Annotated in this window: 15 protein-coding genes, 1 tRNA gene, 1 rRNA gene and 1 pseudogene; 5 read left to right on the top strand and 13 right to left on the bottom strand. The window is 69.0% G+C overall.

Features of this window, described 5'->3' with window-relative positions; translation table 11 throughout:
- Positions 1-25: 25 nt before the first annotated feature.
- A pseudogene (locus AC0699_RS35245) lies at positions 26-136 on the top strand (transposase); the annotation flags it as partial.
- Positions 137-237: 101 nt separating this feature from the next.
- Here the strand turns inward: AC0699_RS35245 and AC0699_RS35240 are convergent.
- The gene (locus AC0699_RS35240) at positions 238-978 is read right to left on the bottom strand and encodes a class I SAM-dependent methyltransferase (RefSeq protein WP_478668797.1); all 741 of its coding nucleotides are present in this window, start codon (positions 976-978) and stop codon (positions 238-240) included.
- A gap of 246 nt (positions 979-1,224) precedes the next feature.
- Between AC0699_RS35240 and AC0699_RS35235 the strand changes: the two genes are divergently transcribed.
- Both AC0699_RS35235 and AC0699_RS35230 read left to right on the top strand, forming a co-directional pair.
- On the top strand, positions 1,225-2,016 hold the full coding sequence (locus AC0699_RS35235) for an Fpg/Nei family DNA glycosylase (protein ID WP_478668792.1): 792 nt from the start codon (positions 1,225-1,227) through the stop codon (positions 2,014-2,016).
- 104 nt (positions 2,017-2,120) lie between these two features.
- Complete coding sequence (locus tag AC0699_RS35230; protein ID WP_478668789.1) at positions 2,121-2,897, top strand: SDR family NAD(P)-dependent oxidoreductase; 777 nt, start codon at positions 2,121-2,123, stop codon at positions 2,895-2,897.
- Here the strand turns inward: AC0699_RS35230 and AC0699_RS35225 are convergent.
- From AC0699_RS35225 to AC0699_RS35180, 10 genes are all read right to left on the bottom strand, one after another.
- Positions 2,845-3,099 carry a hypothetical protein gene (locus AC0699_RS35225; protein ID WP_478668787.1) on the bottom strand — a complete coding sequence of 85 codons (255 nt, stop codon included), beginning with the start codon at positions 3,097-3,099 and terminating at the stop codon, positions 2,845-2,847. The genes AC0699_RS35230 and AC0699_RS35225 overlap by 53 nt on opposite strands.
- 205 nt (positions 3,100-3,304) lie before the next feature.
- A complete protein-coding gene (locus tag AC0699_RS35220; RefSeq protein ID WP_478668785.1) occupies positions 3,305-3,775 on the bottom strand; it encodes a Dps family protein in 471 nt (156 codons plus the stop codon).
- A gap of 148 nt (positions 3,776-3,923) precedes the next feature.
- Positions 3,924-4,304 carry a helix-turn-helix domain-containing protein gene (locus AC0699_RS35215; protein ID WP_469771524.1) on the bottom strand — a complete coding sequence of 127 codons (381 nt, stop codon included), beginning with the start codon at positions 4,302-4,304 and terminating at the stop codon, positions 3,924-3,926.
- Positions 4,305-4,413: 109 nt separating this feature from the next.
- Entirely contained in the window at positions 4,414-4,923 is a 510-nt protein-coding gene (locus AC0699_RS35210) for a CinA family protein (protein WP_453662958.1), read from the bottom strand.
- A complete protein-coding gene (gene pgsA, locus AC0699_RS35205) occupies positions 4,920-5,597 on the bottom strand; it encodes a CDP-diacylglycerol--glycerol-3-phosphate 3-phosphatidyltransferase (RefSeq protein WP_469771522.1) in 678 nt (225 codons plus the stop codon). Before pgsA ends, AC0699_RS35210 begins: the two co-directional genes overlap by 4 nt.
- Entirely contained in the window at positions 5,594-7,099 is a 1,506-nt protein-coding gene (gene rimO, locus AC0699_RS35200; protein WP_478668780.1) for a 30S ribosomal protein S12 methylthiotransferase RimO, read from the bottom strand. The genes pgsA and rimO overlap by 4 nt, the downstream gene beginning before the upstream one ends.
- A 75-nt stretch (positions 7,100-7,174) precedes the next feature.
- The gene (locus AC0699_RS35195) at positions 7,175-7,996 is read right to left on the bottom strand and encodes a helix-turn-helix domain-containing protein (RefSeq protein WP_478668777.1); all 822 of its coding nucleotides are present in this window, start codon (positions 7,994-7,996) and stop codon (positions 7,175-7,177) included.
- A gap of 189 nt (positions 7,997-8,185) precedes the next feature.
- Positions 8,186-10,936 (bottom strand): DNA translocase FtsK, encoded by a 2,751-nt coding sequence (locus AC0699_RS35190; protein WP_478668775.1) that lies wholly within the window; start codon positions 10,934-10,936, stop codon positions 8,186-8,188.
- A 122-nt stretch (positions 10,937-11,058) separates the two neighbouring features.
- Positions 11,059-11,739, bottom strand: coding sequence for a response regulator (locus tag AC0699_RS35185; protein WP_478668773.1), 681 nt, complete (start codon positions 11,737-11,739; stop codon positions 11,059-11,061).
- Positions 11,740-12,045: 306 nt separating this feature from the next.
- On the bottom strand, positions 12,046-17,535 hold the full coding sequence (locus AC0699_RS35180) for a HAMP domain-containing protein (RefSeq protein WP_478668771.1): 5,490 nt from the start codon (positions 17,533-17,535) through the stop codon (positions 12,046-12,048).
- A 267-nt stretch (positions 17,536-17,802) separates the two neighbouring features.
- Here AC0699_RS35180 and AC0699_RS35175 point away from each other — a divergent pair, with 267 nt between their 5' ends.
- Positions 17,803-20,457 (top strand): SpoIIE family protein phosphatase, encoded by a 2,655-nt coding sequence (locus tag AC0699_RS35175; RefSeq protein ID WP_478668769.1) that lies wholly within the window; start codon positions 17,803-17,805, stop codon positions 20,455-20,457.
- 58 nt (positions 20,458-20,515) lie between these two features.
- On the opposite strand, the gene AC0699_RS35170 is transcribed toward AC0699_RS35175, so the two are convergent.
- Positions 20,516-20,588: transfer RNA gene (locus AC0699_RS35170), tRNA-Thr, on the bottom strand.
- Positions 20,589-20,648: 60 nt separating this feature from the next.
- Between AC0699_RS35170 and AC0699_RS35165 the strand changes: the two genes are divergently transcribed.
- On the top strand, positions 20,649-20,801 hold the full coding sequence (locus tag AC0699_RS35165; RefSeq protein ID WP_478668767.1) for a hypothetical protein: 153 nt from the start codon (positions 20,649-20,651) through the stop codon (positions 20,799-20,801).
- Positions 20,802-20,917: 116 nt separating this feature from the next.
- Here AC0699_RS35165 and rrf read toward each other — a convergent pair.
- A 5S ribosomal RNA gene (gene rrf / locus AC0699_RS35160) occupies positions 20,918-21,034 on the bottom strand.
- Positions 21,035-21,072: the final 38 nt, after the last annotated feature.

Here is a 21,072-nt window from a genome sequence, read left to right as displayed (position 1 = left end):
CGTGGGTTGACTCGTTGGCATGGCCATGGGTCGGGGAGATCTCACGAATGAGGAGTGGGCCCGGCTGAAGCCGCATCTGCCCGAGTCCGGGCGGCGTGGGGGTCGTTGGGTCAGTCATCGCAGGATCATCAACGGGACCCCTCGCCTCGATCCGGCTCTGGCTCCGCCCATGATCAGCCGGAGCGGCCCTAAGCCTGCCCGGCGAGGGGATGCCTTCGCGTCTCGGCGCGGCGGAACTTACGGTTTGTGGGTTACCCAGAGCAGTTCCGCCGGCCAGCGGTGTGCCCAGTCGGGTGGGTCGGTTTCGTTGTAGCCGTTGGGTGTTCCGAGTTCGGGCCGCGGCTCGATGAGGTCGTCGATGATGAGACCCGCGCCGCGCAGGACCTTGACCCAGTCGCCGTAGGTGAGCTGATAGCTGGTCGCGCCGGAGTCTTCGGCGATGGTGTTCAGCCCGAAGTAGTCCTGCTGCAGCGTCGTGGTCACGCGGTTGGCGGCTTCGTCGTAGCAAGCTTCGAACCATGGGCTGGCGACGTTGAACACCAGGCGCCCGCCTCGGCCCAAGACGCGTGCGGCCTGCGGGACGGCCAGGTGCGGGGGCGCCCAGCTGAGCCCACCGAAGTCGCAGAACACCAGGTCGAAGCTGTCTGCGGCGAAGGGGAGTTGTTCGGCGGCGCCTTGCACTAGCGGGTAGCGGGTCTCTCCCATCGCGCGGGCCGCTGCGGCGAGTTGGGCTTCGGACAGGTCGAGCCCGATCACGGTGGCGCCCTCGGCGGCGAGCGCCCTGGACCACTGGCCGGCGCCGCAGCCGAGTTCGAGAACGCGCTTGCCGGTGACGTCGCCCAGGGCGTGCAGGTGCGCGTCGGGGATGGAGTACATACCCCACAGCCGGGGTGTGGCGCCGATTTGCGGGTCGTGCTCGTGCTGGTAGGCGCTGCTGATCTGGTTCCAGAACCGCCGGTTGGCGGGGATGCTGTCCACGTGCCGACTCCAGCACTGCCTGCCGGGAGCGGTCAACACGATCAGGGCACTGGCCGGCCCTCGCCTCGGTCCGGCCCTGGCTGGGCCCATGATCCGCCGGACAGGCCCTATGGCCCGACTTCTGGATCTATGCCGGCCCGGGTCCTGGTTCCCACGCCCCGGACACGGGTCCCGCGCGTGCGCGCGAAGGCGCCTCGCGTGCGTGCAAGGGCGACGCCGGTGCGCCCCTGTCGCATCATGGGTGCCATGCCCGAAGGAGACACCGTCTGGCTGACCGCCCGGAAGCTGCATGACGCCCTGGCCGGGCGGACGCTCACGCGCTCCGATCTCCGGGTCCCGCGGTTCGCCACCGCCGATCTCACGGGCCGGGAGGTCCTTGACGTCACTCCGCGCGGCAAGCACCTGCTCACCCGCGTCGAGGGCGGCCTCACCCTCCACTCGCATCTGCGGATGGACGGCTCCTGGCAGGTGTACGAGCCGGGCGAGCGCTGGCGCGGCGGCCCCAGCCACCAGATCCGGGCGATCCTCGGCAATACGGAGCGTGTCGCCGTCGGGTACCGCCTCCCGGTGCTGGAGCTGCTCCGTACCCAGGACGAGGAGAAGGTGGTCGGGCATCTCGGACCCGATCTGCTGGGTCCCGACTGGGACCCCGGCACCGCGCTGAGCAATCTGCTCGCCGACCCGGCCCGGGCACTCGGTGAAGCCCTGCTCGACCAGCGCAATCTGGCCGGCATCGGCAACGTCTACAAGTCGGAGCTGGCCTTCATGGCCCGGGTCACGCCATGGCTCCCGATCGGCGAGCTTCCCTCGGGCGTTCCCGAGCGGCTGGTCTCGACGGCCCATCGCCTCCTTGAGGTGAACAAGGACCGCTTCGACCGCCGGACCACACCCACCGCGGGCCGTACCGAACAGCGCCTGTTCGTGTACGGCCGCGAGGACCGCCCCTGTCTGCGCTGCGGCACTCTGATCCGCAGGGCGGGCCAGGACGACCGCGTCACCTACTGGTGCCCGGGCTGTCAGTCCGGCCCGGGCGGCTGAAGGCGCGGCGGCCGGCCTCGCAAACTGAACGCCCACGCCCCGCTCCGAACCCGCCGCTCGAGTCCAGTTGACGACCCGTCAGATCCAGTCGTACGGTCACCGGCATGCCCCTCACCGCGTACGACCTCACCGGCCGCACCGCGTTCGTCACGGGCGCGGCGAGCGGCATCGGCCGCGCCACCGCCGTTCTCCTCGCCCAGGCAGGCGCCACGGTCCACTGCGCGGACGTGGTCGAGAAAGGCCTCCACGAGACCCGGACCCTGATCGCCGACGGCGGCGGCACGGCCCACACCCATCTCGTCGACGTGAGCGACCGCGACCGGCTCCACGCGGCCGTCGCGGCGGCCGCCGCCACATCCGGCCCGCTGCGCATCATGGCCGCCGTCGCCGGGATCATGCATTCCAGCTCCGTCCTCGAGACCCGTGACGAGGACCTCGACCGGGTCCTCGCCGTCAACTTCAAGGGCGTGCTGTACGCCTGCCAGGCCGCGGCCCGCTCCATGATCGACGCGGGCGTACGGGGCTCGATCATCACCATGGCCTCCGGCGCGGTCGACGCCGCGAACCCGGGCCTGCTCTGCTACAGCGTGGCCAAGGCCGCCGTCGTCCAGCTCACCAAGACCCTGGCCGCCGAGCTCGGTCCGTATGCCGTCCGGGTCAACGCGGTCGCCCCGGGCTGGATCCGTACGCCCATGACCGACCGTCATGACGCGGCGTTGCAGCAGAAGGCGGAGGCCGCCATGGTCCGGCTGTCACCGCTCGGGCGGGTCGGCGAGCCCGCGGACATCGCACACGCGGTCCTCCATCTCGCCTCCGACGCGTCGTCTTTCACGACGGGTCAGATCCTCCGCCCGAACGGCGGCGTCGCCATGCCGTGGTAGCCGTGGTCGTTCCCCCGGCCGCACCGGCATCCCCGGCTCGCGACGCCACATGCACCGGCAACAGGCTGAGCCCCCACCCGCCTGCCGCCACTGCCCCCTCGACGAGTCCCGCATGCTCCGGCACCAGCACCAGCCGCAGAACGGCCCACCACCACATCGCGCCCAGTGCGAGCGCCGGCAGCAGGACCCATCGCCTTACCATGGCCGCCTCCTCCGGTCGACGCTAGACCGGACCGATCACTCGGCGGGAGGGCGCACCGGATGCACACCAGGCGCGCCCGCAGCGTATGTGCCTGGCGCCCCAGGGGTTCATGCACCGGGCCATGCGCCCGCGCACGCCGCAGGCAACGCCGGCCGGCCCAGCCGTCAGCGGAGCCTCCGACCCACCTTCGGCCATGGTCACCGCGCTACACGCTCTCCGCCTGGAACATCCAGGCGTGCTTCTCCAGGTCGGCCGTGAGCCCGATCAGGATGTCCTGGCTCACCGGGTCCGGTTCCGCCGTGGCCTCGATCCGTTCGCGCATCCTCGCAATCACCGAGCCCAGCGCCTTCACCAACGTGCTCACCACGTCGGAGTCCTGGATCCAGCCGTCCGGCACCTTGCCGATGCCGCTTGTCGAGGCGACCGTCGCGGCCCGGCCGTCCGGCGTGACACCGATCGCGGCAGCACGTTCGGCCACGGTGTCCGAGTGCAGCCTGGCCGTGGCGACGACATCGTCCAGCTGGAGGTGCACCGAACGGAAGCGTGGCCCGACGACGTTCCAGTGGACCTGCTTGGCCACCAGCGCCAGGTCGACCAGGTCCACCAGTGCACCCTGAAGGGCCTCACCCGTGATCTTGCGTTCCTGCTCGGAGAGCGGGCTCTTCACCACAGACATCGCGACCTCCGTTCCCATGACGCCGTTTCGATGGCACCGCTGCGATGACACCGCTCTCCACCATGGCACATATGACACAAAACGGTCAGGTGGGAGAAAAGTGAAGCCCCGGCCGGGTAGCTGTCCGGCCGGGGCTCACACGTGGAGATCAAGCGGCGACGACATCCACCGCTTCTGCGGGCGCCTTGATCGTCACCCGTTCCGTCGGCACGCCCGCCACCGACGTCACGGACACCGAACTGAGCGGACGCACCGGTGCGGACAGCGGCTCGCTCGCCGCTGCCGACTCGGCCAGTTCGGCCAGCGACAGCTCGTCGCTCACTTCACGCATGAGCTCGGACATCCGTACGTCAAGCGCGTCGCAGATCGCGGAGAGCAGCTCGGAGGAAGCCTCCTTCTGCCCCCGCTCCACCTCGGAGAGATAGCCGAGAGAAACTCGGGCGGACGAGGAGACTTCGCGCAGAGTACGGCCCTGACGCTGGCGCTGCCGACGCAGCACGTCACCCAGCAGGCGACGGAGCAGAATCATCGGTGGCTCCCTCCTCGGACCGTGTAGCCGCATCCTTCACGCCCCACCGTACCGCCTCGCGCTGCGGCCGTGCGGGGAGCGATGTCGTGTTCACTCAGGGCTGCAAACATCAATTCCCCCCGTTCTGTTCCGTATCCTGTGCCCGCCCATTCCCCGAAAGTTCCCCGGCGAGCAGTTCCAGCACGCTCCGTACACTCTCTCTACGGATTTCCGCACGGTCGCCGTTCAATCGCAGCGCGTGCACTTTCTGTGCGCCGTCCGGGCCCGCGACCGCCACGAAGACCGTTCCCACGGGCTGCCCGTCCTGCGCCTCGGGCCCCGCGACTCCGGTGGTCGCGATCCCCCAGCCGGCGCCCAGCCGGGCCCGCACACCCGCCGCCATCTGCGCAGCCACCTCGGAATCGACCGCACCGCGCTCGGCCAGAAGGGCCCCGTCGACCCCCAGAAGATCCTGCTTCACGGCCGTTGCGTACGCCGTCACGGAGCCGCGGAAGGACTTCGAGGCCCCGGGTACGGAGGTCAGCTCCGCGGCCACCAGACCGCCCGTGAGCGACTCCGCGACGGCCAGGGTCTCGCCACGCTCCGCAAGCAGCGCGAGCACCCCGGCCGCGAGGCTCATCGTGCGGACTCCGCGGTGTCCCGCGCAGCGGCGCGCTCGGCAGCGAGCCCCTTGCGTCGCAGGACCACAGCCTGTCGCACGTAATCCAGCCCGGTGACCACGGTCAGCACGACCGCGACCGCCATCACCCACCAGCGCAGGGTCGCCAGCGGACCGGTCAGCACGAGGACGTACATCCCGACCGCCGTGCCCTGGGCGAGGGTCTTCATCTTGCCGCCGCGGCTGGCCGGGATCACCCCGTGCCGGATCACCCAGAAGCGCATCAGCGTGATCCCCAGCTCACGGAAGAGAATCACCCCGGTCACCCACCAGGGCAGATCGCCGAGCGCCGAGAGACAGATCAGACCGGCCGCCATGATCGCCTTGTCCGCGATCGGGTCCGCGATCTTCCCGAAGTCCGTGACCAGGTTGTACTGGCGCGCCAGATGGCCGTCGAAGATGTCGGTGATCATGGCGACGGCGAACGCCGCCCATGCCCAGGCACGCCAGACGGGGTCGTGGCCGCCGTCCTGGAGGAGCAGGATCACGAACCCGGGGACCAGCACCAGGCGCACCATGGTGAGGATGTTCGCGATGTTCCACAGGCTGGCCTGGTTGACGGCCGCAGCGCCCAGCTTGCCGCCGGGCGCCGGCTTGCCGGTACCGCCCGCAGCGGATGCCGGGACTCCGGTCATCTGCCTGCCTCCTCACGGCGCTCGGAGACGACGTCGGCCAGCAGGTCGACACCTTCCGTTCCCACGACCTTGGCCTCGACGATACGTCCGGCCGCCAGGCCCTCGGGGGCGGTGAAGATCACCTGACCGTCGGTCTCGGGCGCCTGGTGGGCGGCGCGGCCCACCGCTCCGTCCTCGCCGTCCACGCTCTCGACCAGCACGTGCAGGGTCTCGCCGATCCGCTCCTCCGCGCGCTGCGCGGTGAGCTCCTCGGCGAGCCGGGACAGATGCGCGAGACGCTCGTCGATGACGTCCTGGTCGAGCTTGAGGTCGTAGCCCGCGGCCTCGGTGCCGTCCTCGTCGGAGTAGCCGAAGACGCCGATGGCATCCAGCCGCGCCTCTGTGAGGAAGCGCTCCAGCTCGTTGAAGTCCGCCTCGGTCTCCCCCGGGAAGCCGACGATGAAGTTGGACCGTACGCCCGCCTGCGGAGCCTTGGAGCGGATCGTCTCCAGCAGCTCCAGGAACCGCTCGGTGTCCCCGAAGCGCCGCATCGCGCGCAGCACGGCGGGCGCACTGTGCTGGAACGACAGGTCGAAGTACGGCGCGACCTTCTCCGTCGACGTCAGCACGTCGATGAGGCCAGGACGCATCTCGGCGGGCTGCAGATAGCTGACCCGGACCCGCTCGATTCCGTCGACCGACGCGAGCTCCGGCAGCAGGGTCTCCAGCAGCCGGATGTCGCCGAGGTCCTTGCCGTACGAGGTGTTGTTCTCGGAGACCAGCATGATCTCCTTGACGCCCTGCTCGGCGAGCCAGCGCGTCTCGCCCAGGACATCGCTCGGGCGGCGGGAGACGAAGGAGCCGCGGAAGGACGGGATCGCGCAGAACGAGCAGCGCCGGTCGCAGCCCGAGGCGAGCTTCACCGAGGCGACCGGGCTGGTGTCCAGTCTGCGGCGCAGCGGCGCGCGCGGCCCGGAGGCGGGCGCGAGACCGTCGGGGAGGTCGGCCGGGACGTTCTCGGGGGCCTGAGCGGGGGCCGGGACGGGCGCCTGGGCGTGCCCGGGCAGAGCCACGTCCGTGAGCGAGTCCTGCCGCTGCGAAGGGCTGATGGGCAGCAGCTTGCGCCGGTCGCGCGGAGTGTGCGAGGCGTGGATTCCGCCGCTCAGGATGGTCTGGAGCCGGTCGGAGATGTCGGCGTAGTCGTCGAAGCCGAGCACGCCGTCCGCCTCGGGCAGGGCGTCCGCGAGTTCTTTGCCGTACCGCTCGGCCATGCAGCCCACGGCGACGACGGCCTGGGTCTTCCCGTGATCCTTGAGATCGTTGGCTTCGAGCAGCGCGTCGACGGAGTCCTTCTTGGCGGCTTCGACGAATCCGCAGGTGTTGACGACCGCGACATCCGCGTCGGCGGCTTCCTCGACGAGCTCCCAGCCGTCCGCTGCCAAGCGGCCTGCGAGCTCCTCCGAGTCCACCTCGTTACGGGCGCAGCCAAGAGTGACAAGGGCGACGGTACGGCGTTCGGGCATGGACTCAAGACTACTTTGTCCTGGCCCACGCCCGATCCGCGAGGTTAACAGTCGGGGACCACCGGTCCCCGGGGGTCAGCCGGCTTCGGGGTCACCCTTCGAGTAGGACAGCCGTTCGACCTGCCCGTTCTCGAACTGGTCCGCCACCTTCTTGCCGTTCACGAACAGATCGATCGCGCCGGCATTGCCCAGGATCAGGTCCAGCCGCTCGTCGTCCTGGAAGGTCTTGGACTCGCCCGCGAGCAGCAGCCCGTCGAAGAGCAGCTTGCCGTTGGCGGATTTGGCGGAGATCCAGCTCTTGTCGTCGACGGCGGACAGCTTCACCGTCACCTTGTCCTGCGGTACGGCGGCGATGGCGCTCTCGGAGGGGTCCGGCTTGGGATCGGCCGGCTTGGCCGGGGCCGGCTTCTTGGTGGGCTTCTCGGGCGTCGGGCCCTCGGCGACCTGCTTGGTGCCGTTGCCGTCGTCTCCGCCGTTGAAGAGCGTGAAGCCGGCGAATCCGATGACGGCGACGATCGCCGCGACCATCGCGGCGGTCCAGTTCGGGCGCCTGGGCTCGGGGCGGATACGTTCCGCCTCGAAGAGGGGGGCTGCGGGCGTGGGCGAGGGCCTGCCGCCGTGCTCCGCGTCGTACTGAGCGATGAACGGAGCCGGATCCAGTCCTACGGCACGTGCGAGCGTCCTGATGTGCCCGCGCGCGTACACATCACCACCGCAGCGGGAGAAGTCGTCCTGCTCGATCGCCTGCACGATGGGGACGCGCACGCGGGTGGAGGTACTGACCTCGTCGATGGTCAGACCTGCGTCGGTACGAGCCTGCTGGAGTGAGCGACCGATCGAAGGCCGGTCGTCCTCGATCGAAGGCCGGTCGTCTTCGGGGGAGTTGCCGATGGACACGGGGGCGCCTTTCGAGCGTGTAGCCACCTGCTGGAGGTTCAGTCTAGGGGTGGTACGAAAGGGTGGGGCAACCGGGCGGATGCCGTTTGTACGCCATCAGAATGGAAGGACAGCGTGAGGATGGGACATGGTGCTGTCCCTCCCTCCAACTTGACGTACGACCAAGGGAAACGGTTGCCTCATTTTCCCCTACGAGTGAGACTCCCCGCGGATCACCGCGAGCACTCCATCCAGCTCATCAGGTTTCACCAGGACGTCACGCGCCTTTGAGCCCTCGCTGGGTCCCACGATGTTCCGCGACTCCATGAGGTCCATCAGCCGGCCGGCCTTCGCGAAGCCGACGCGCAGCTTCCGCTGGAGCATGGACGTCGACCCGAACTGGGTGGAAACCACCAGCTCGGCGGCCTGGCAGAGCAGATCGAGATCGTCGCCGATGTCCTCGTCGATCTCCTTCTTCTGCTTCGTCCCGACCACCACGTCGTCCCGGAAGACGGGGGCCATCTGGTCCTTGCAGTGCTGGACGACGGCCGCGACCTCCTCCTCGGTGACGAAGGCGCCTTGCATACGGGTAGGCTTGTTCGCACCCATTGGGAGGAACAGACCGTCACCCTTTCCGATCAACTTTTCGGCACCGGGCTGGTCGAGGATGACCCGGCTGTCGGCGAGCGACGAGGTCGCGAAGGCGAGCCGCGAGGGCACGTTCGCCTTGATCAGACCCGTGACGACATCGACGGAGGGCCGCTGGGTGGCCAGTACCAGATGGATACCGGCCGCGCGCGCCAGCTGGGTGATGCGGACGATGGCGTCCTCGACGTCCCGCGGGGCGACCATCATCAGGTCCGCGAGCTCGTCGACTATGACCAGCAGGTACGGATACGGCTGGAGGTCGCGCTCGCTGCCTTCGGGCAGTTTGACCTTGCCGTTCCGGATGGCCTGGTTGAAGTCGTCGATGTGCCGGTACCCGAATGCCGCGAGGTCGTCGTAGCGCAGATCCATCTCGCGGACGACCCACTGCAGCGCCTCGGCGGCCCGCTTCGGGTTGGTGATGATGGGCGTGATCAGGTGCGGGATGCCCTCGTACGCGGTCAGCTCGACCCGCTTGGGGTCGACGAGGACCATCCGGACGTCCTCCGGAGTCGCTCTTATCATCACCGAGGTGATCAGGCAGTTGATGCACGAGGACTTTCCCGATCCGGTGGCACCGGCGACCAGGACGTGCGGCATTTTCGCGAGGTTGGCCATCACGTAGCCGCCCTCGACGTCCTTGCCGAGCGCGACCAGCATGGGGTGGTCGTCCCCCGCCGCGTCGGCCAGGCGCAGCACATCGCCGAGGTTGACCATCTCGCGGTCGGAATTGGGGATCTCGATGCCGACGGCGGACTTGCCGGGGATCGGAGAGATGATCCGGACGTCCGGGCTGGCGACAGCGTACGCGATGTTCTTGGTCAGCGCGGTGATCCGCTCGACCTTCACGGCCGGTCCCAGTTCCACCTCGTAGCGGGTGACCGTCGGGCCACGGGTGAAGCCGGTGACCGCGGCGTCGACCTTGAACTCCGCGAAGACGTTCGTCAGCGACGCGACGATCGCATCGTTCGCGGCGCTGCGGGTCTTGCCCGGACCGCCGCGCTCCAGCAGGTCCAGCGACGGGAGCGCGTACGTGATGTCGCCGGACAGCTGGAGCTGCTCGGCGCGCGGCGGGAGGGGCTGGGACTCCTCGGGTGCGGGTTTCGTCAGGTCCGGTACGGCGCCGCCGGAAGCGGCGGGCACCGGCTGCTCGCTCCTGGCGCCCGGTACGGGTCCGACGGCGCGCTCCCGGTCGGCGGTGACGTCCCGGGTGAGGTCGGCGACGATCGGCGAGGGCGGCATCCCGTTGAGCACGGCCCCGTCCAGAGCAGCGGCGGCGGCCGCGGCCACGTCGACCGCGTCCATGGGCCGGTCCGGGACGGGCTGCGCCGAGGGCCGCGGCCGCCGGCGCCGGGAGAGCGCCTCCTCCTCTGCTTGCTCCGCGTCGTAAACCTCGTCCGAGGACGGGCCGCGCCGGCGCGAGCGCCTGACGGGCCGCGCCTCCCGCCACTCGTCGTCGTACCGGCCCTCGTCCTCGTCCTCGTCGGCTTCGTACGGAGCGTCGGCGAGCCCCAGCCGGACGCCGAGCTGTCGCAGCCGCTGCGGGATCGCGTTGACCGGGGTGGCGGTGACGACGAGCAGGCCGAAGACGGTGAGCAACAGCAGCAGCGGTACGGCGAGGACCTCCCCCATGGTGAAGACCAGCGGCTTGGACGCGGCCCAGCCGATCAGGCCGCCCGCGTCCTGCATCGCCTCCGAGCCCTCGTCACGCCCCGGTGAACCACAGGCGATGTGGACCTGACCGAGCACGCCGATGACCAGCGCCGAGAGCCCGATGACGATACGGCCGTTGGCCTCGGGCTTCTCGGGGTAGAGGATCAGCCGTACGGCGATCGCGGCGAGCAGTATCGGCACGAGCAGATCGAGCCGGCCGAACGCTCCGGTGACGAGCATCTCGACGAGATCGCCGACCGGGCCACGCAGATTGGACCAGGTGCCGGCGGCGACGATCAGCGCGAGGGCCAGCAGCAGCAGCGCGAGCCCGTCCTTGCGGTGCGCCGGGTCGAGCCCCTTGGCACCCCGTCCTATGCCCCGGAACATCGCTCCGACTGCGTGCGCGACACCCAGCCAGAGGGCGCGCGAAAGCCGGTACACGCCCCCGGTAGGACTGGGGGCGGGTTTCGGAGCGGCCTTCTTCGCAGCCGTCTTCTTCGCCGGCGCCTTCTTGGCGGGCGCGGTCTTCTTGGTGGTGGTCTTCTTGGCTGCGGGCTTCTTGGCGGGCGCCGCTTTCTTCGCAGCGCCAGTCGTACGGCCGGCGCGCGGCTTCGCGGTGCCCGCCGTGCCCTGGGAACCCTTGCCGGACGTACGTGAGGCCATGGTGGTGAGGTTACCGGTGTGAACGGCGGCGGACACGTGTGCCCACCGCTTCACCCGTTCGTGTCGTTCGTACCGCGCCCGGAAACTGACGTTTACTCAGCCGAGGAGCCCTCGCCGGGCCGCTAGTTCTGCGAGGGGAGAGTCGCCGTACCCGTGCCCGCACCGGGCTCCAGGGCGTCCAGCGCCCTGCGCAGACCCGTGAGTTTGCGTTCGAGATGGGCGGCGGTGGCGACGGCTGCCGCATCCGCCGAATCGTCGTCGAGCTGCTTGGAGAGCGCTTCCGCCTGCTCCTCAACTGCAGCGAGACGAGCGGAGAGTTCGGCGAGCAGGCCCGCCGGCTCCTTGGTGTCGCCCGTGTCGTGCCCGCTGCCCTCCAGCTGCAGGCGGAGCAGGGCTGCCTGCTCGCGCAGCTGGCAGTTCTTCATGTAGAGCTCGACGAAGACGGAGACCTTCGCGCGCAGGACCCACGGGTCGAACGGTTTGGAGATGTAGTCCACCGCGCCCGCGGCGTAACCGCGGAAGGTGTGGTGCGGACCGTGGTTGATCGCGGTCAGGAAGATGATCGGAATGTCCCTGGTCCGTTCGCGCCGCTTGATGTGCGCAGCGGTCTCGAAACCGTCCATTCCTGGCATCTGGACGTCCAGCAGAATGACCGCAAAGTCGTCCGTCAGCAGCGCTTTGAGCGCTTCCTCCCCTGACGATGCCCGCACCAGCGTCTGATCGAGCGCAGAGAGGATGGCCTCCAGCGCCAGCAGATTCTCCGGCCGGTCATCGACCAGGAGGATCTTGGCCTTCTGCACCATGCCTCGCCCTCCTCGCCCCGGCTTGGGGTCTCCCCAGCTCGAAGAGCCGGGGGAAGCACCGGGCGCCGCCCCAGGGGACGACTCCCTTGCGCCGCCCGTCCTTGTGCCGGTCATGGTAGCCGCACCCCGCCCGTCGCCACACCCTGTCACCGCGATGTCACTGTGCACGTAGCAGAAACGCAGTGGGAGACCAGAAGGTTCCCCGGATATCGGCCCCTCACACGCCTTCGGCCACAGCCAGTCAGCAACTTACGAGAATCCGCACAGTCCGCAATCAGACTGTGATGCACACGCGACCAACCATCGTCACGTTTCGCGCATCCACTGCTCCATGACGGAGAGGAGATGATCAGGGTCGACCGGCTTGGTGACATAGTCGGACGCGCCCGATTCGATCGCCTTCTCCCGGTCGCCCTTCATAGCCTTCGCGGTGAGCGCGATGATCGGCAGCCCGGCGAACTGCGGCATCCTGCGAATCGCCGTCGTCGTCGCATAGCCGTCCATCTCGGGCATCATGATGTCCATCAGTACGACCGTCACATCGTCGTGCTGCTCGAGGACTTCGATGCCCTCGCGCCCGTTCTCCGCGTACAGCACCGACAGCCCGTGCTGCTCCAGCACACTGGTGAGCGCGAAGACGTTACGGATGTCGTCGTCGACGATGAGCACCTTCTCGCTGTGGAACTCGAAGGTGCGGCGGGGCTCGTGGGAGGCCTCCTGCGGGTGCTGCGCCCCCCAGGGCTCCGGTGCCGCGGCGGGCTGGCCGGGCAGCGCGTGGCGCAGGTCCGTGGCTCCCAGGGCCTTGCGGCGGCGCCGGAAGAGCGTCGCGGGACCGGGGTGCGCGTTGGCACTCGGCGTCGGCTCCGGCGGGGACTGCCGGCCCGCCTCGACAGCCGCCGCCGTGTCGTCGAGCACGGCCATCGGCGCCTCGGAGCCCGGCACGAGCTGCGGGTAGCCCTGCGGCGGCAGTTCGCTCGGGTGAAGGGGCAGATAGAGCGTGAACGTCGAACCGCGGCCGGGCTCGCTCGCCGCATGGATCTCGCCACCGAGCAGCCGCGCGATCTCCCGGCTGATGGACAGGCCCAGGCCGGTGCCGCCGTACTTGCGGCTGGTCGTGCCGTCGGCCTGCTTGAACGCCTCGAAGATGACCCGCATCTTGCTCGCCGCGATCCCGATGCCGGTGTCGGTGACCGAGAAGGCGATCAGGTCGCCGTCCGCGTCGCGCAGCGAGCCCGCCTCCAGCAGTTGCTCGCGGATCGACTGCGGCACATCGGCGTTCGCCGGCCTGATGACCAGCTCCACCGCACCGGTGTCGGTGAACTTCACGGCGTTCGACAGCAGATTGCGCAGCACCTGGAGCAGCCGCTGCTCGTCCGTGTGCAGGGTGGCCGGCAGCTCCGGCGACACCCGCACCGAGAAGTCGAGCCCCTTCTCCGCCGTGAGCGGCCGGAACGTCGCCTCCACATAGTCGACGAGCTGGACGAGCGCGATACGGGTCGGGCTGACGTCCATCTTGCCCGCCTCGACCTTCGACAGATCGAGGATGTCATTGATGAGCTGCAGCAGATCGGAACCGGCGCCGTGGATCGTCTCGGCGAACTCCACCTGCTTCGGCGTCAGATTGCTGTCGGCGTTGTCGGCGAGCAGCTTGGCGAGGATCAGCAGCGAGTTGAGCGGTGTGCGCAGCTCGTGCGACATGTTCGCCAGGAACTCGGACTTGTAGCGCATGGAGACCGCAAGCTGTTCGGCCCGCTCCTCCAGCACCTGCCGGGCCTCCTCGATCTCGGTGTTCTTCACCTCGATGTCGCGGTTCTGCTGCGCCAGAAGCTCCGCCTTCTCCTCCAGTTCGGCGTTGGAGGACTGCAGCGCCTTCTGCCGGTTCTCCAGCTCCTCGGAGCGCTCACGCAGCTGCTCGGTCAGCTCCTGCGACTGCTTGAGCAGCACCTCGGTCTTGGTGTTGACGCTGATCGTGTTGACGCTCGTCGCGATCATCTCGGCGATCTGGTTGAGGAAGTCCCGCTGGATCTGGGTAAACGGCTGGAACGACGCCAGCTCGATCACGCCGAGGACCTTCCCCTCGAACAGCACCGGAAGCACGATCACGTACGCGGGCGAGGCCTCACCGAGCCCCGAGGAGATCTTCAGATACCCCGGCGGCACATTGACCTGGATCGTCCGCTTCTCCTCGGCCGCCGTCCCGATCAGGGTCTCCCCCGGCCGGAAGGACATCGGCATCGATCCGGCCGAGTAGCCGTAACTGCCGCGCATCACCAGCTCGTACGAGCCCTCGCCGCCCGAGCCGAGCTCTCCGCCCCCGCCCGTCGGCATCGCCAGGAAGAACGCGCCGTGCTGGGCCGAGACCACCGGCGTCAGCTCGCTCATGATCAGCGAGGCGACGTCGTCCAGGTCGCGCCTGCCTTGCATCAGACCGGAGATACGGGCCAGGTTGCCCTTCAGCCAGTCCTGCTCCTCGTTGGCGAGCGTCGTGTCGCGCAGGTTCGCGATCATCGTGTTGATGTTGTCCTGGAGGACCTGGATCTCGCCCGCGGCGTCCACGTCGATCTTCAGGTTGAGATCGCCGCGGGTCACCGCCGTGGCGACGGCGGCGATCGCCCGCACCTGCCGGGTCAGGTTCCCGGCCATCTCGTTCACGGACTCCGTCAGGTCCCGCCACGTACCGTCGACGTCCCGTACCCGCGCCTGGCCGCCGAGCATGCCGTCCGTGCCCACCTCACGGGCCACACGCGTGACCTCCTCGGCGAACGAAGACAGCTGGTCCACCATCGTGTTGATGGTGTTCTTCAGCTCCTGGATCTCACCACGGGCGTCAATGTCGATCTTCTTGGTGAGATCGCCCTTGGCGATGGCGGTGGTCACCGTGGCGATCTGGCGCACCTGACCGGTCAGATTGGACGCCATCGAGTTCACGGACTCGGTGAGGTCCTTCCACGTGCCGGACACGCCCGGGACACGGGCCTGGCCGCCCAGCTCGCCTTCCGTACCCACCTCACGGGCCACACGCGTGACCTCGTCCGCGAACGAAGACAGCGTCGTCACCATCGTGTTGACGGTGTCGGCCAGCTCGGCGACCTCGCCGCGCGCCTCGACCGTCACCTTCTTCGTCAGATCGCCGTGGGCGACCGCGGACGACACCCGGGAGATGTTCCGCACCTGACTGGTCAGGTTGGCGGCCATCGTGTTGACGTTGTCGCTCAGGTCCTTCCAGATACCCGTGGCGCCACGCACCCGCGCCTGGCCGCCGAGAATGCCTTCCGTACCCACCTCACGGGCGACTCGCGTCACCTCGTCCGCGAAGTTGGACAGCTGGTCGACCATCGTGTTGACGGTCGTCACCAGCTCCAGGATCTCGCCCTTGGCATCGACGGTGATCTTCTTCGACAGATCGCCCTTGGCGACCGCCGTCGTCACCTCGGCGATGTTGCGCACCTGCGAGGTCAGGTTGTTCGCCATGAAGTTGACGGACTGGGTGAGGTCCTTCCAGGTACCGGAGACGCCCTGCACCTCGGCCTGGCCGCCGAGGATGCCCTCGGTGCCCACCTCACGGGCCACCCGGGTCACCTGCTCCGCGAAGTTCGAGAGCTGGTCGACCATCGTGTTGAGGGTGTTCTTCAGCTCCAGGATCTCGCCGCGCGCGTCCACATCGATCTTCTGCGACAGGTCACCACGAGCCACCGCCGTGGCGACCTGGGCGATGTTGCGGACCTGGGCGGTCAGGTTCCCGGCCATGCCGTTCACGGAGTCCGTCAGATCGCGCCACACACCGGCGACGCCCGGCACCTGTGCCTGGCCGCCGAGGCGCCCGTCCGTACCCACCTCACGGGCCACCCGGGTCACCTGCTCGGCGAACGCCGACAGCTGGTCGACCATCGTGTTGATGGTGTTCTTCAGCTCCAGGATCTCGCCGCGCGCGTCCACGTCGATCTTCTGCGACAGGTCACCACGGGCCACCGCCGTGGTGACCTGAGCGATCTGCCGCACCTGTGACGTCAGGTTCCCCGCCATGAAGTTGACGGAGTCGGTGAGTTCCTTCCAGGTACCGGATACGCCGTCGACCCGCGCCTGGCCGCCGAGCCGGCCCTCCGTACCCACGTCCCGCGCCATCCGTGTCACCTGGTCGGCGAACGACGACAGCTGCGCCACCATCGTGTTGACGGTGTTCTTCAACTCCAGCATCTCGCCCGCCACGTCGACAGTGACCTTCTGCGACAGATCACCGTTCGCGACCGCCGTCGTCACCTGCGCGATGTCCCGCACCTGGCCGGTGAGGTTACGGAACGCCGTATTCACCGAGTCCGTGAGGTCCTTCCACGTCCCGGCCGCGCCCGGCACCTCGGCCTGACCGCCCAGCCGGCCTTCGACGCCGACCTCCCGGGCCACCCGCGTCACTTCGGAACCGAACGACTGCAGCTGGTCCACCATCGTGTTGACGGTGTTCTTCAACTCCAGCATCTCGCCCGCGACATCGACGGTGACCTTCTGCGACAGATCACCGTTCGCGACCGCCGTCGTCACCTGCGCGATGTCCCGCACCTGTGTCGTGAGGTTGCGGAAGACGGTGTTGACCGAGTCGGTCAGGTCCTTCCACGTCCCGGCCGCGCCCGGCACCTGCGCCTGACCGCCGAGCAGACCCTCCGCGCCGACCTCGCTCGCCACCCGGGTCACTTCGTCCGCGAAGGTACGCAGCGTCTCCGTCATCTGGTTGATGGTCTCGGCGAGCTGCGCCACCTCACCGCGCGCGCTGACCGTGACCTTCTGCGACAGATCACCGTTGGCGACCGCCGTCGTGACCTCCGCGATGCCCCGCACCTGCGAGGTCAGATTGCCCGCCATCGTGTTGACGGAGTCGGTGAGGTCCTTCCACACACCGGCGACACCCGGCACGGCCGCCTGCCCGCCGAGCTCGCCCTCCGTACCCACCTCACGCGCGACCCGGGTCACCTCGGAGGAGAACGAGGACAGCTGGTCCACCATCGTGTTGACGGTGTTCTTCAGCTGGAGCATCTCGCCGGCCACATGGACGGTGACCTTCCGGGACAGGTCACCCTTGGCGACCGCCGTCGTAACGAGAGCAATGTCACGCACCTGGGCCGTCAGCCGGTACGCCATGGTGTTCACCGAATCCGTGAGATCCTTCCACGAACCGGACATACCTCGCACCTGAGCCTGGCCGCCGAGTTTGCCCTCGGTGCCGACCTCCAGTGCGACCCTCGTCACTTCGTCGGTGAACGCCGACAGCTGGTCGACCAGATTGTTGACCGTACGCGCGACCTTCAGGAACTCGCCGCGCAGCGGACGCACCGCGTCATCACCCTCGGCCGCGTGCGACCGGAGCTCCATACGCTGCTCCAGATCACCTTCCGCGACCGCCGACAGCACCCTGCCGACCTCGGACACCGGCCGGGCCAGATCGTCCACCAGCGCGTTCGACGCGTCGATCGCGGCGGCCCAGGAACCCTCACAGGGCCCGGGCTCCAGCCGCTCCGTGAGCTTTCCCTCACGGCCGACGACACGGCGCACCCGCGCCAGCTCACCGGTGAGATGAAGATTGCGGTCGGCGACCTCGTTGAAGACGGCGGCAATCTCCGTCATCACGCCGTCACCCGACACGGTCAGCCGTTTGCGGAAGTTTCCGTCCCGCATCGAGACGAGAGCCACCAGCAGCCGGTTCAGAGCCGCGGTGTCCACCTCCGTCGTCCCCCCGCGTGGCTGATTCCTCCGGGATTGACCGCCTTGTGCGCGCGTGCCAGTGCCCCGCGCTGTTGCACCAGACTCCACCGTGTCCCTCCCGCAGGGGTTGACCATCATGCTCGGGCTGTCTCAGGAAGCTTGCCCAGTGTTTCACCGCAGCCGAACCAGGCCATAACAGTTCGGCAGCTTCGCTTAGCGTCCCCGCCTTCGGAAGGCGGAAACGGCGGTGACCGGCATCCGCTCGGACAGCGAAGGTAAGTAACCTGGCATCCGGCTGTCCAACCGCCCCGGTCGCCCGGCGGGGGCGTATGGCGCGAGGACTACCACCGGGCACCGGGAGGGGCGGCACCGACCATGGCAGAGCCGGGCGTCGAGACGCGTACGAGGAGTTCTGTGATCACCGCGCGGGCGGCTGCCAGCTTCGACCCCGTCGGACGGTCGGTGGCAACCGCCCGGGCTTTCGTCCGGGACACGCTCCAGGGCTGGGGATACTCCGACGTCGTCGACGACGCCGTGGTCCTCACCAGCGAGCTCGTCACCAACGCGGTGATCCACGCCGGCACCGCCGCCGACGTGCTCTGCCTGCGGACCGATGAAGGCGTACGGGTCGAGGTCGCCGACCGCTATCCCGAGCGCGAGATCCCCATCCAGGGCGGCGGCAGAACCCACGCCCACCCCGACCGCGAGAACGGCCGGGGGCTGCTGCTCTGCGCGGCACTCGCCACCCGCTGGGGTGTCGAGTACACACCGACCCACAAGCAGGTCTGGTTCCAGCTCGATCTGCCGCAGCGCATGGTGGGCACCCGCTCGGCCGGCCCGGTCCTCCCCACCGACCTCCTCCCGGTCGCCGACGAGCGCGTACGCGTCGCCGTCGCCCAGATCGACCGCAACGGCGCAATCACCTCCTGGAACGACGACGCCGAACAGCTCTTCGGTTACGCCGCGGACCAGGTTCTCGGCAAGCCCCTCGGCGACTTCGCCGCCTGGCCGCACACCCCCGGCATCGGCACCGGTATCGCCGAGGCCCTCCAACTGTCCCGCTGGGAAGGCAGCTACGGCATCCGCGGCACCGACGGCCGCGTCGTTCCCGTCTACGCCTCCCATCTGCGCGTCCGAGACACCCACGGCGAGGCCTCCACCGTCTGCCTCCTCGTCCGCGACTACGAGCGCGCGGTGCTGCAGACCCCTGTCCGCGTCCCCGCCACGGACGGCTCGGGACCGGAGAACCGCAATGCGGACCCCTTCGAGGTCTTCATCGGTTCTCCCGCCCCCGACGACCTCGACGGTCTGCTCCAGCGCACGGTCGAGCGCGCCCGCGACATGCTCGACGGCGACTCCGCCTTCCTGCTCCTGGCCACCGACGACGAGACGGAGCTGGAGGTACGGGCCACCACCGGGCTGCCTTCCGCACGGCAGCGGTTCGCCCGCGTCCCGGTCGAGGCCGGCACCGGCCGGTACGGCTCGGCCCGTATGCCCGCCGTCCACGAGGACCTCACCGCCGTTCCCGGCGCCGTCCCGCTGCTCAGCGGCACCGGTATGCGCTCCGTCGTCACCGTCCCGCTCAAGGTCGAGGGCCGCCTCACCGGCTCCCTCGGCGTCGCGGCGGAAGCCTCGGGCCGGTATTCCAACGAGGAAGCGCTGCGCCTGCAGTTCGCCGCCGACCGCATCGCGCTCGCCGTCGAATCCGCCCGCCTCGGCGAGCTGGAACGGCTCCGCCGCGGCTCACTCAGCTTCCTCGTCGAGGCCTCCGACCTGCTGGCGGGCACGCTGGACCGCGACCAGACGCTGGCCCTAATGGCACAGATGACCGTGCCCACCCTCGCCACCTGGTGCGCGGTCTACACGATCGCCGACCAGGCCTCCGAGCCGTACCTCTCGTACGTCCTGCACGAGGACGAGGAGCGCATCGACGGCCTGAAGGCCCTGCTCTCCCGGATCCAGCCGCCGGACCCGGTCCCCACCCCCGGCGCACGCGTCTGGACCGCACCGGCCGACGCCGCCCACCAGGCCGCCCTGCGCACTTCCATGCGGGAACTGGGTCTCGGCGCCACCCACTTGGCCTCCGGCATCGGTACGACCCTGGCCACGGCCTCCGCGGTCGGCGGCGAGACAGTGGTTCTTCCGCTGGTCGCCCGCAACCGCGTCATCGGCATGCTCACCCTCGGCAAGCCCTCCGACGACCACTTCCGCCAGGAGATCCTGGAACTCGCGGAGGACCTCTCCCGCCGGGCGGCCCTCGCCCTCGACAACGCCCGCCTCTACTCCGAGCGCACGGCCATCAGTCAGTCGCTCCAGCGCAGCCTCCTGCCGCCCGGCCTCCCCCAGGTCCCGGGCGTCGAGGTCGAGGTCATCTACCGCGCCGCGGGCGAAGGCAACGAGGTCGGCGGCGACTTCTACGACCTCTTCCCGATCCGCGACGGGGCGTACGGCTTCGCCATCGGCGACGTATGCGGTACGGGTCCGGAGGCGGCCGCCGTCACCGGCCTCGCCCGACACGCCCTGCGTCTGCTGGCCCGCGAGGGCTTCGGCGGCCCCGCGGTCCTGGAGCGGCTGAACGCGGCGATCCTCGACGAAGGCGCCCGCAGTCGCTTCCTCACCCTCCTGTACGGCGAGTTGTGGCCCCAGGAGGACGGCTCCGCGCTCCTGAAGGTCGTCTGTGCCGGCCATCCGCTCCCCCTGCGCCTGCGCCAGGACGGCTCCGTCGAACCGGCGGCCGAGCCACAACCCCTGCTCGGCGTGATGGAGGACCTGGAGCTGTACGAGCAGACCGTCACCCTCGACCCGGGCGACGTCCTGCTCTGCGTGACCGACGGCGTCACCGAACGCCGCGAGGGCACCCGCATGCTCGGCGACGACGGCCTCATCGACGTTCTGACGACTTGTACGGGCCTGACAGCCGGCGCGGTCGCCGCGCGCATCCTCCGCGCGGTCGAGCGGTTCGCCGCCGAGCCCGCCTCGGACGACATGGCCATCCTCGCCATGCGCGTCCCGGAGCCCCACACGGGCTGAACCGGATCCGGACATGAAAAAGGCCCCCGCCGTGAGGCGGGGGCCTTCTTCCGTTCGGAGCCCCCAAACGGAATCGAACCGTTGACCTTCTCCTTACCATGGAGACGCTCTGCCGACTGAGCTATAGGGGCCTGTTGCGCTTTCGCGGTCTCCCGCGCGGCAACGGAATAGATCATACCCCGAACTCGTGTGTGCTCAGAACCATCCCCCTGGTCGTCGTCATGCACCCCTTCCCTGCCGACGGCACGTACGCCGCCAAACTGACCGGCTTCAACACGTACCGCCTCCCGGACATGGGCCACAACTGGCCTGGCAGCAAGGACCAGAGATGGGCGACCCGGTGACGGGCGTCAACGCGACCGATCTGATCTGGGAGTTCTTCGAGACACCCGAAGACGTCGTCCTGAACGCAAAAATGCCTCAACCCCCGGACATGGTCCGGGGGTTGAGGCTAAAGATTGTTCGGCGGCGTCCTACTCTCCCACAGGGTCCCCCCTGCAGTACCATCGGCGCTGAAAGACTTAGCTTCCGGGTTCGGAATGTAACCGGGCGTTTCCCTAACGCTATGACCACCGAAACTCTATGAAGATGTGAACCCGCCGACCACACAGTGGT

It is taken from the genome of Streptomyces sp. NPDC043870 (assembly GCF_056435785.1).
Note: the sequence above shows the minus strand (reverse complement) of the source record. Positions and strands in the feature narration are given on the sequence as shown.

What these genes read in the sequence shown, in the direction of transcription:
- AC0699_RS35190 (WP_478668775.1), bottom strand. Translation starts at nt 10,936, where the DNA reads ATGGCCTCACGTACGTCCGGCAAGGGTTCCCAGGGCACGGCGGGCACC.
- AC0699_RS35215 (WP_469771524.1), bottom strand. Translation starts at nt 4,304, where the DNA reads ATGATTCTGCTCCGTCGCCTGCTGGGTGACGTGCTGCGTCGGCAGCGC.
- pgsA (WP_469771522.1), bottom strand. Translation starts at nt 5,597, where the DNA reads ATGACCGGAGTCCCGGCATCCGCTGCGGGCGGTACCGGCAAGCCGGCG.
- AC0699_RS35185 (WP_478668773.1), bottom strand. Translation starts at nt 11,739, where the DNA reads ATGGTGCAGAAGGCCAAGATCCTCCTGGTCGATGACCGGCCGGAGAAT.
- rimO (WP_478668780.1), bottom strand. Translation starts at nt 7,099, where the DNA reads ATGCCCGAACGCCGTACCGTCGCCCTTGTCACTCTTGGCTGCGCCCGT.
- AC0699_RS35175 (WP_478668769.1), top strand. Translation starts at nt 17,803, where the DNA reads ATGGCAGAGCCGGGCGTCGAGACGCGTACGAGGAGTTCTGTGATCACC.
- AC0699_RS35235 (WP_478668792.1), top strand. Translation starts at nt 1,225, where the DNA reads ATGCCCGAAGGAGACACCGTCTGGCTGACCGCCCGGAAGCTGCATGAC.
- AC0699_RS35230 (WP_478668789.1), top strand. Translation starts at nt 2,121, where the DNA reads ATGCCCCTCACCGCGTACGACCTCACCGGCCGCACCGCGTTCGTCACG.
- AC0699_RS35220 (WP_478668785.1), bottom strand. Translation starts at nt 3,775, where the DNA reads ATGTCTGTGGTGAAGAGCCCGCTCTCCGAGCAGGAACGCAAGATCACG.
- AC0699_RS35225 (WP_478668787.1), bottom strand. Translation starts at nt 3,099, where the DNA reads ATGGTAAGGCGATGGGTCCTGCTGCCGGCGCTCGCACTGGGCGCGATG.
- AC0699_RS35210 (WP_453662958.1), bottom strand. Translation starts at nt 4,923, where the DNA reads ATGAGCCTCGCGGCCGGGGTGCTCGCGCTGCTTGCGGAGCGTGGCGAG.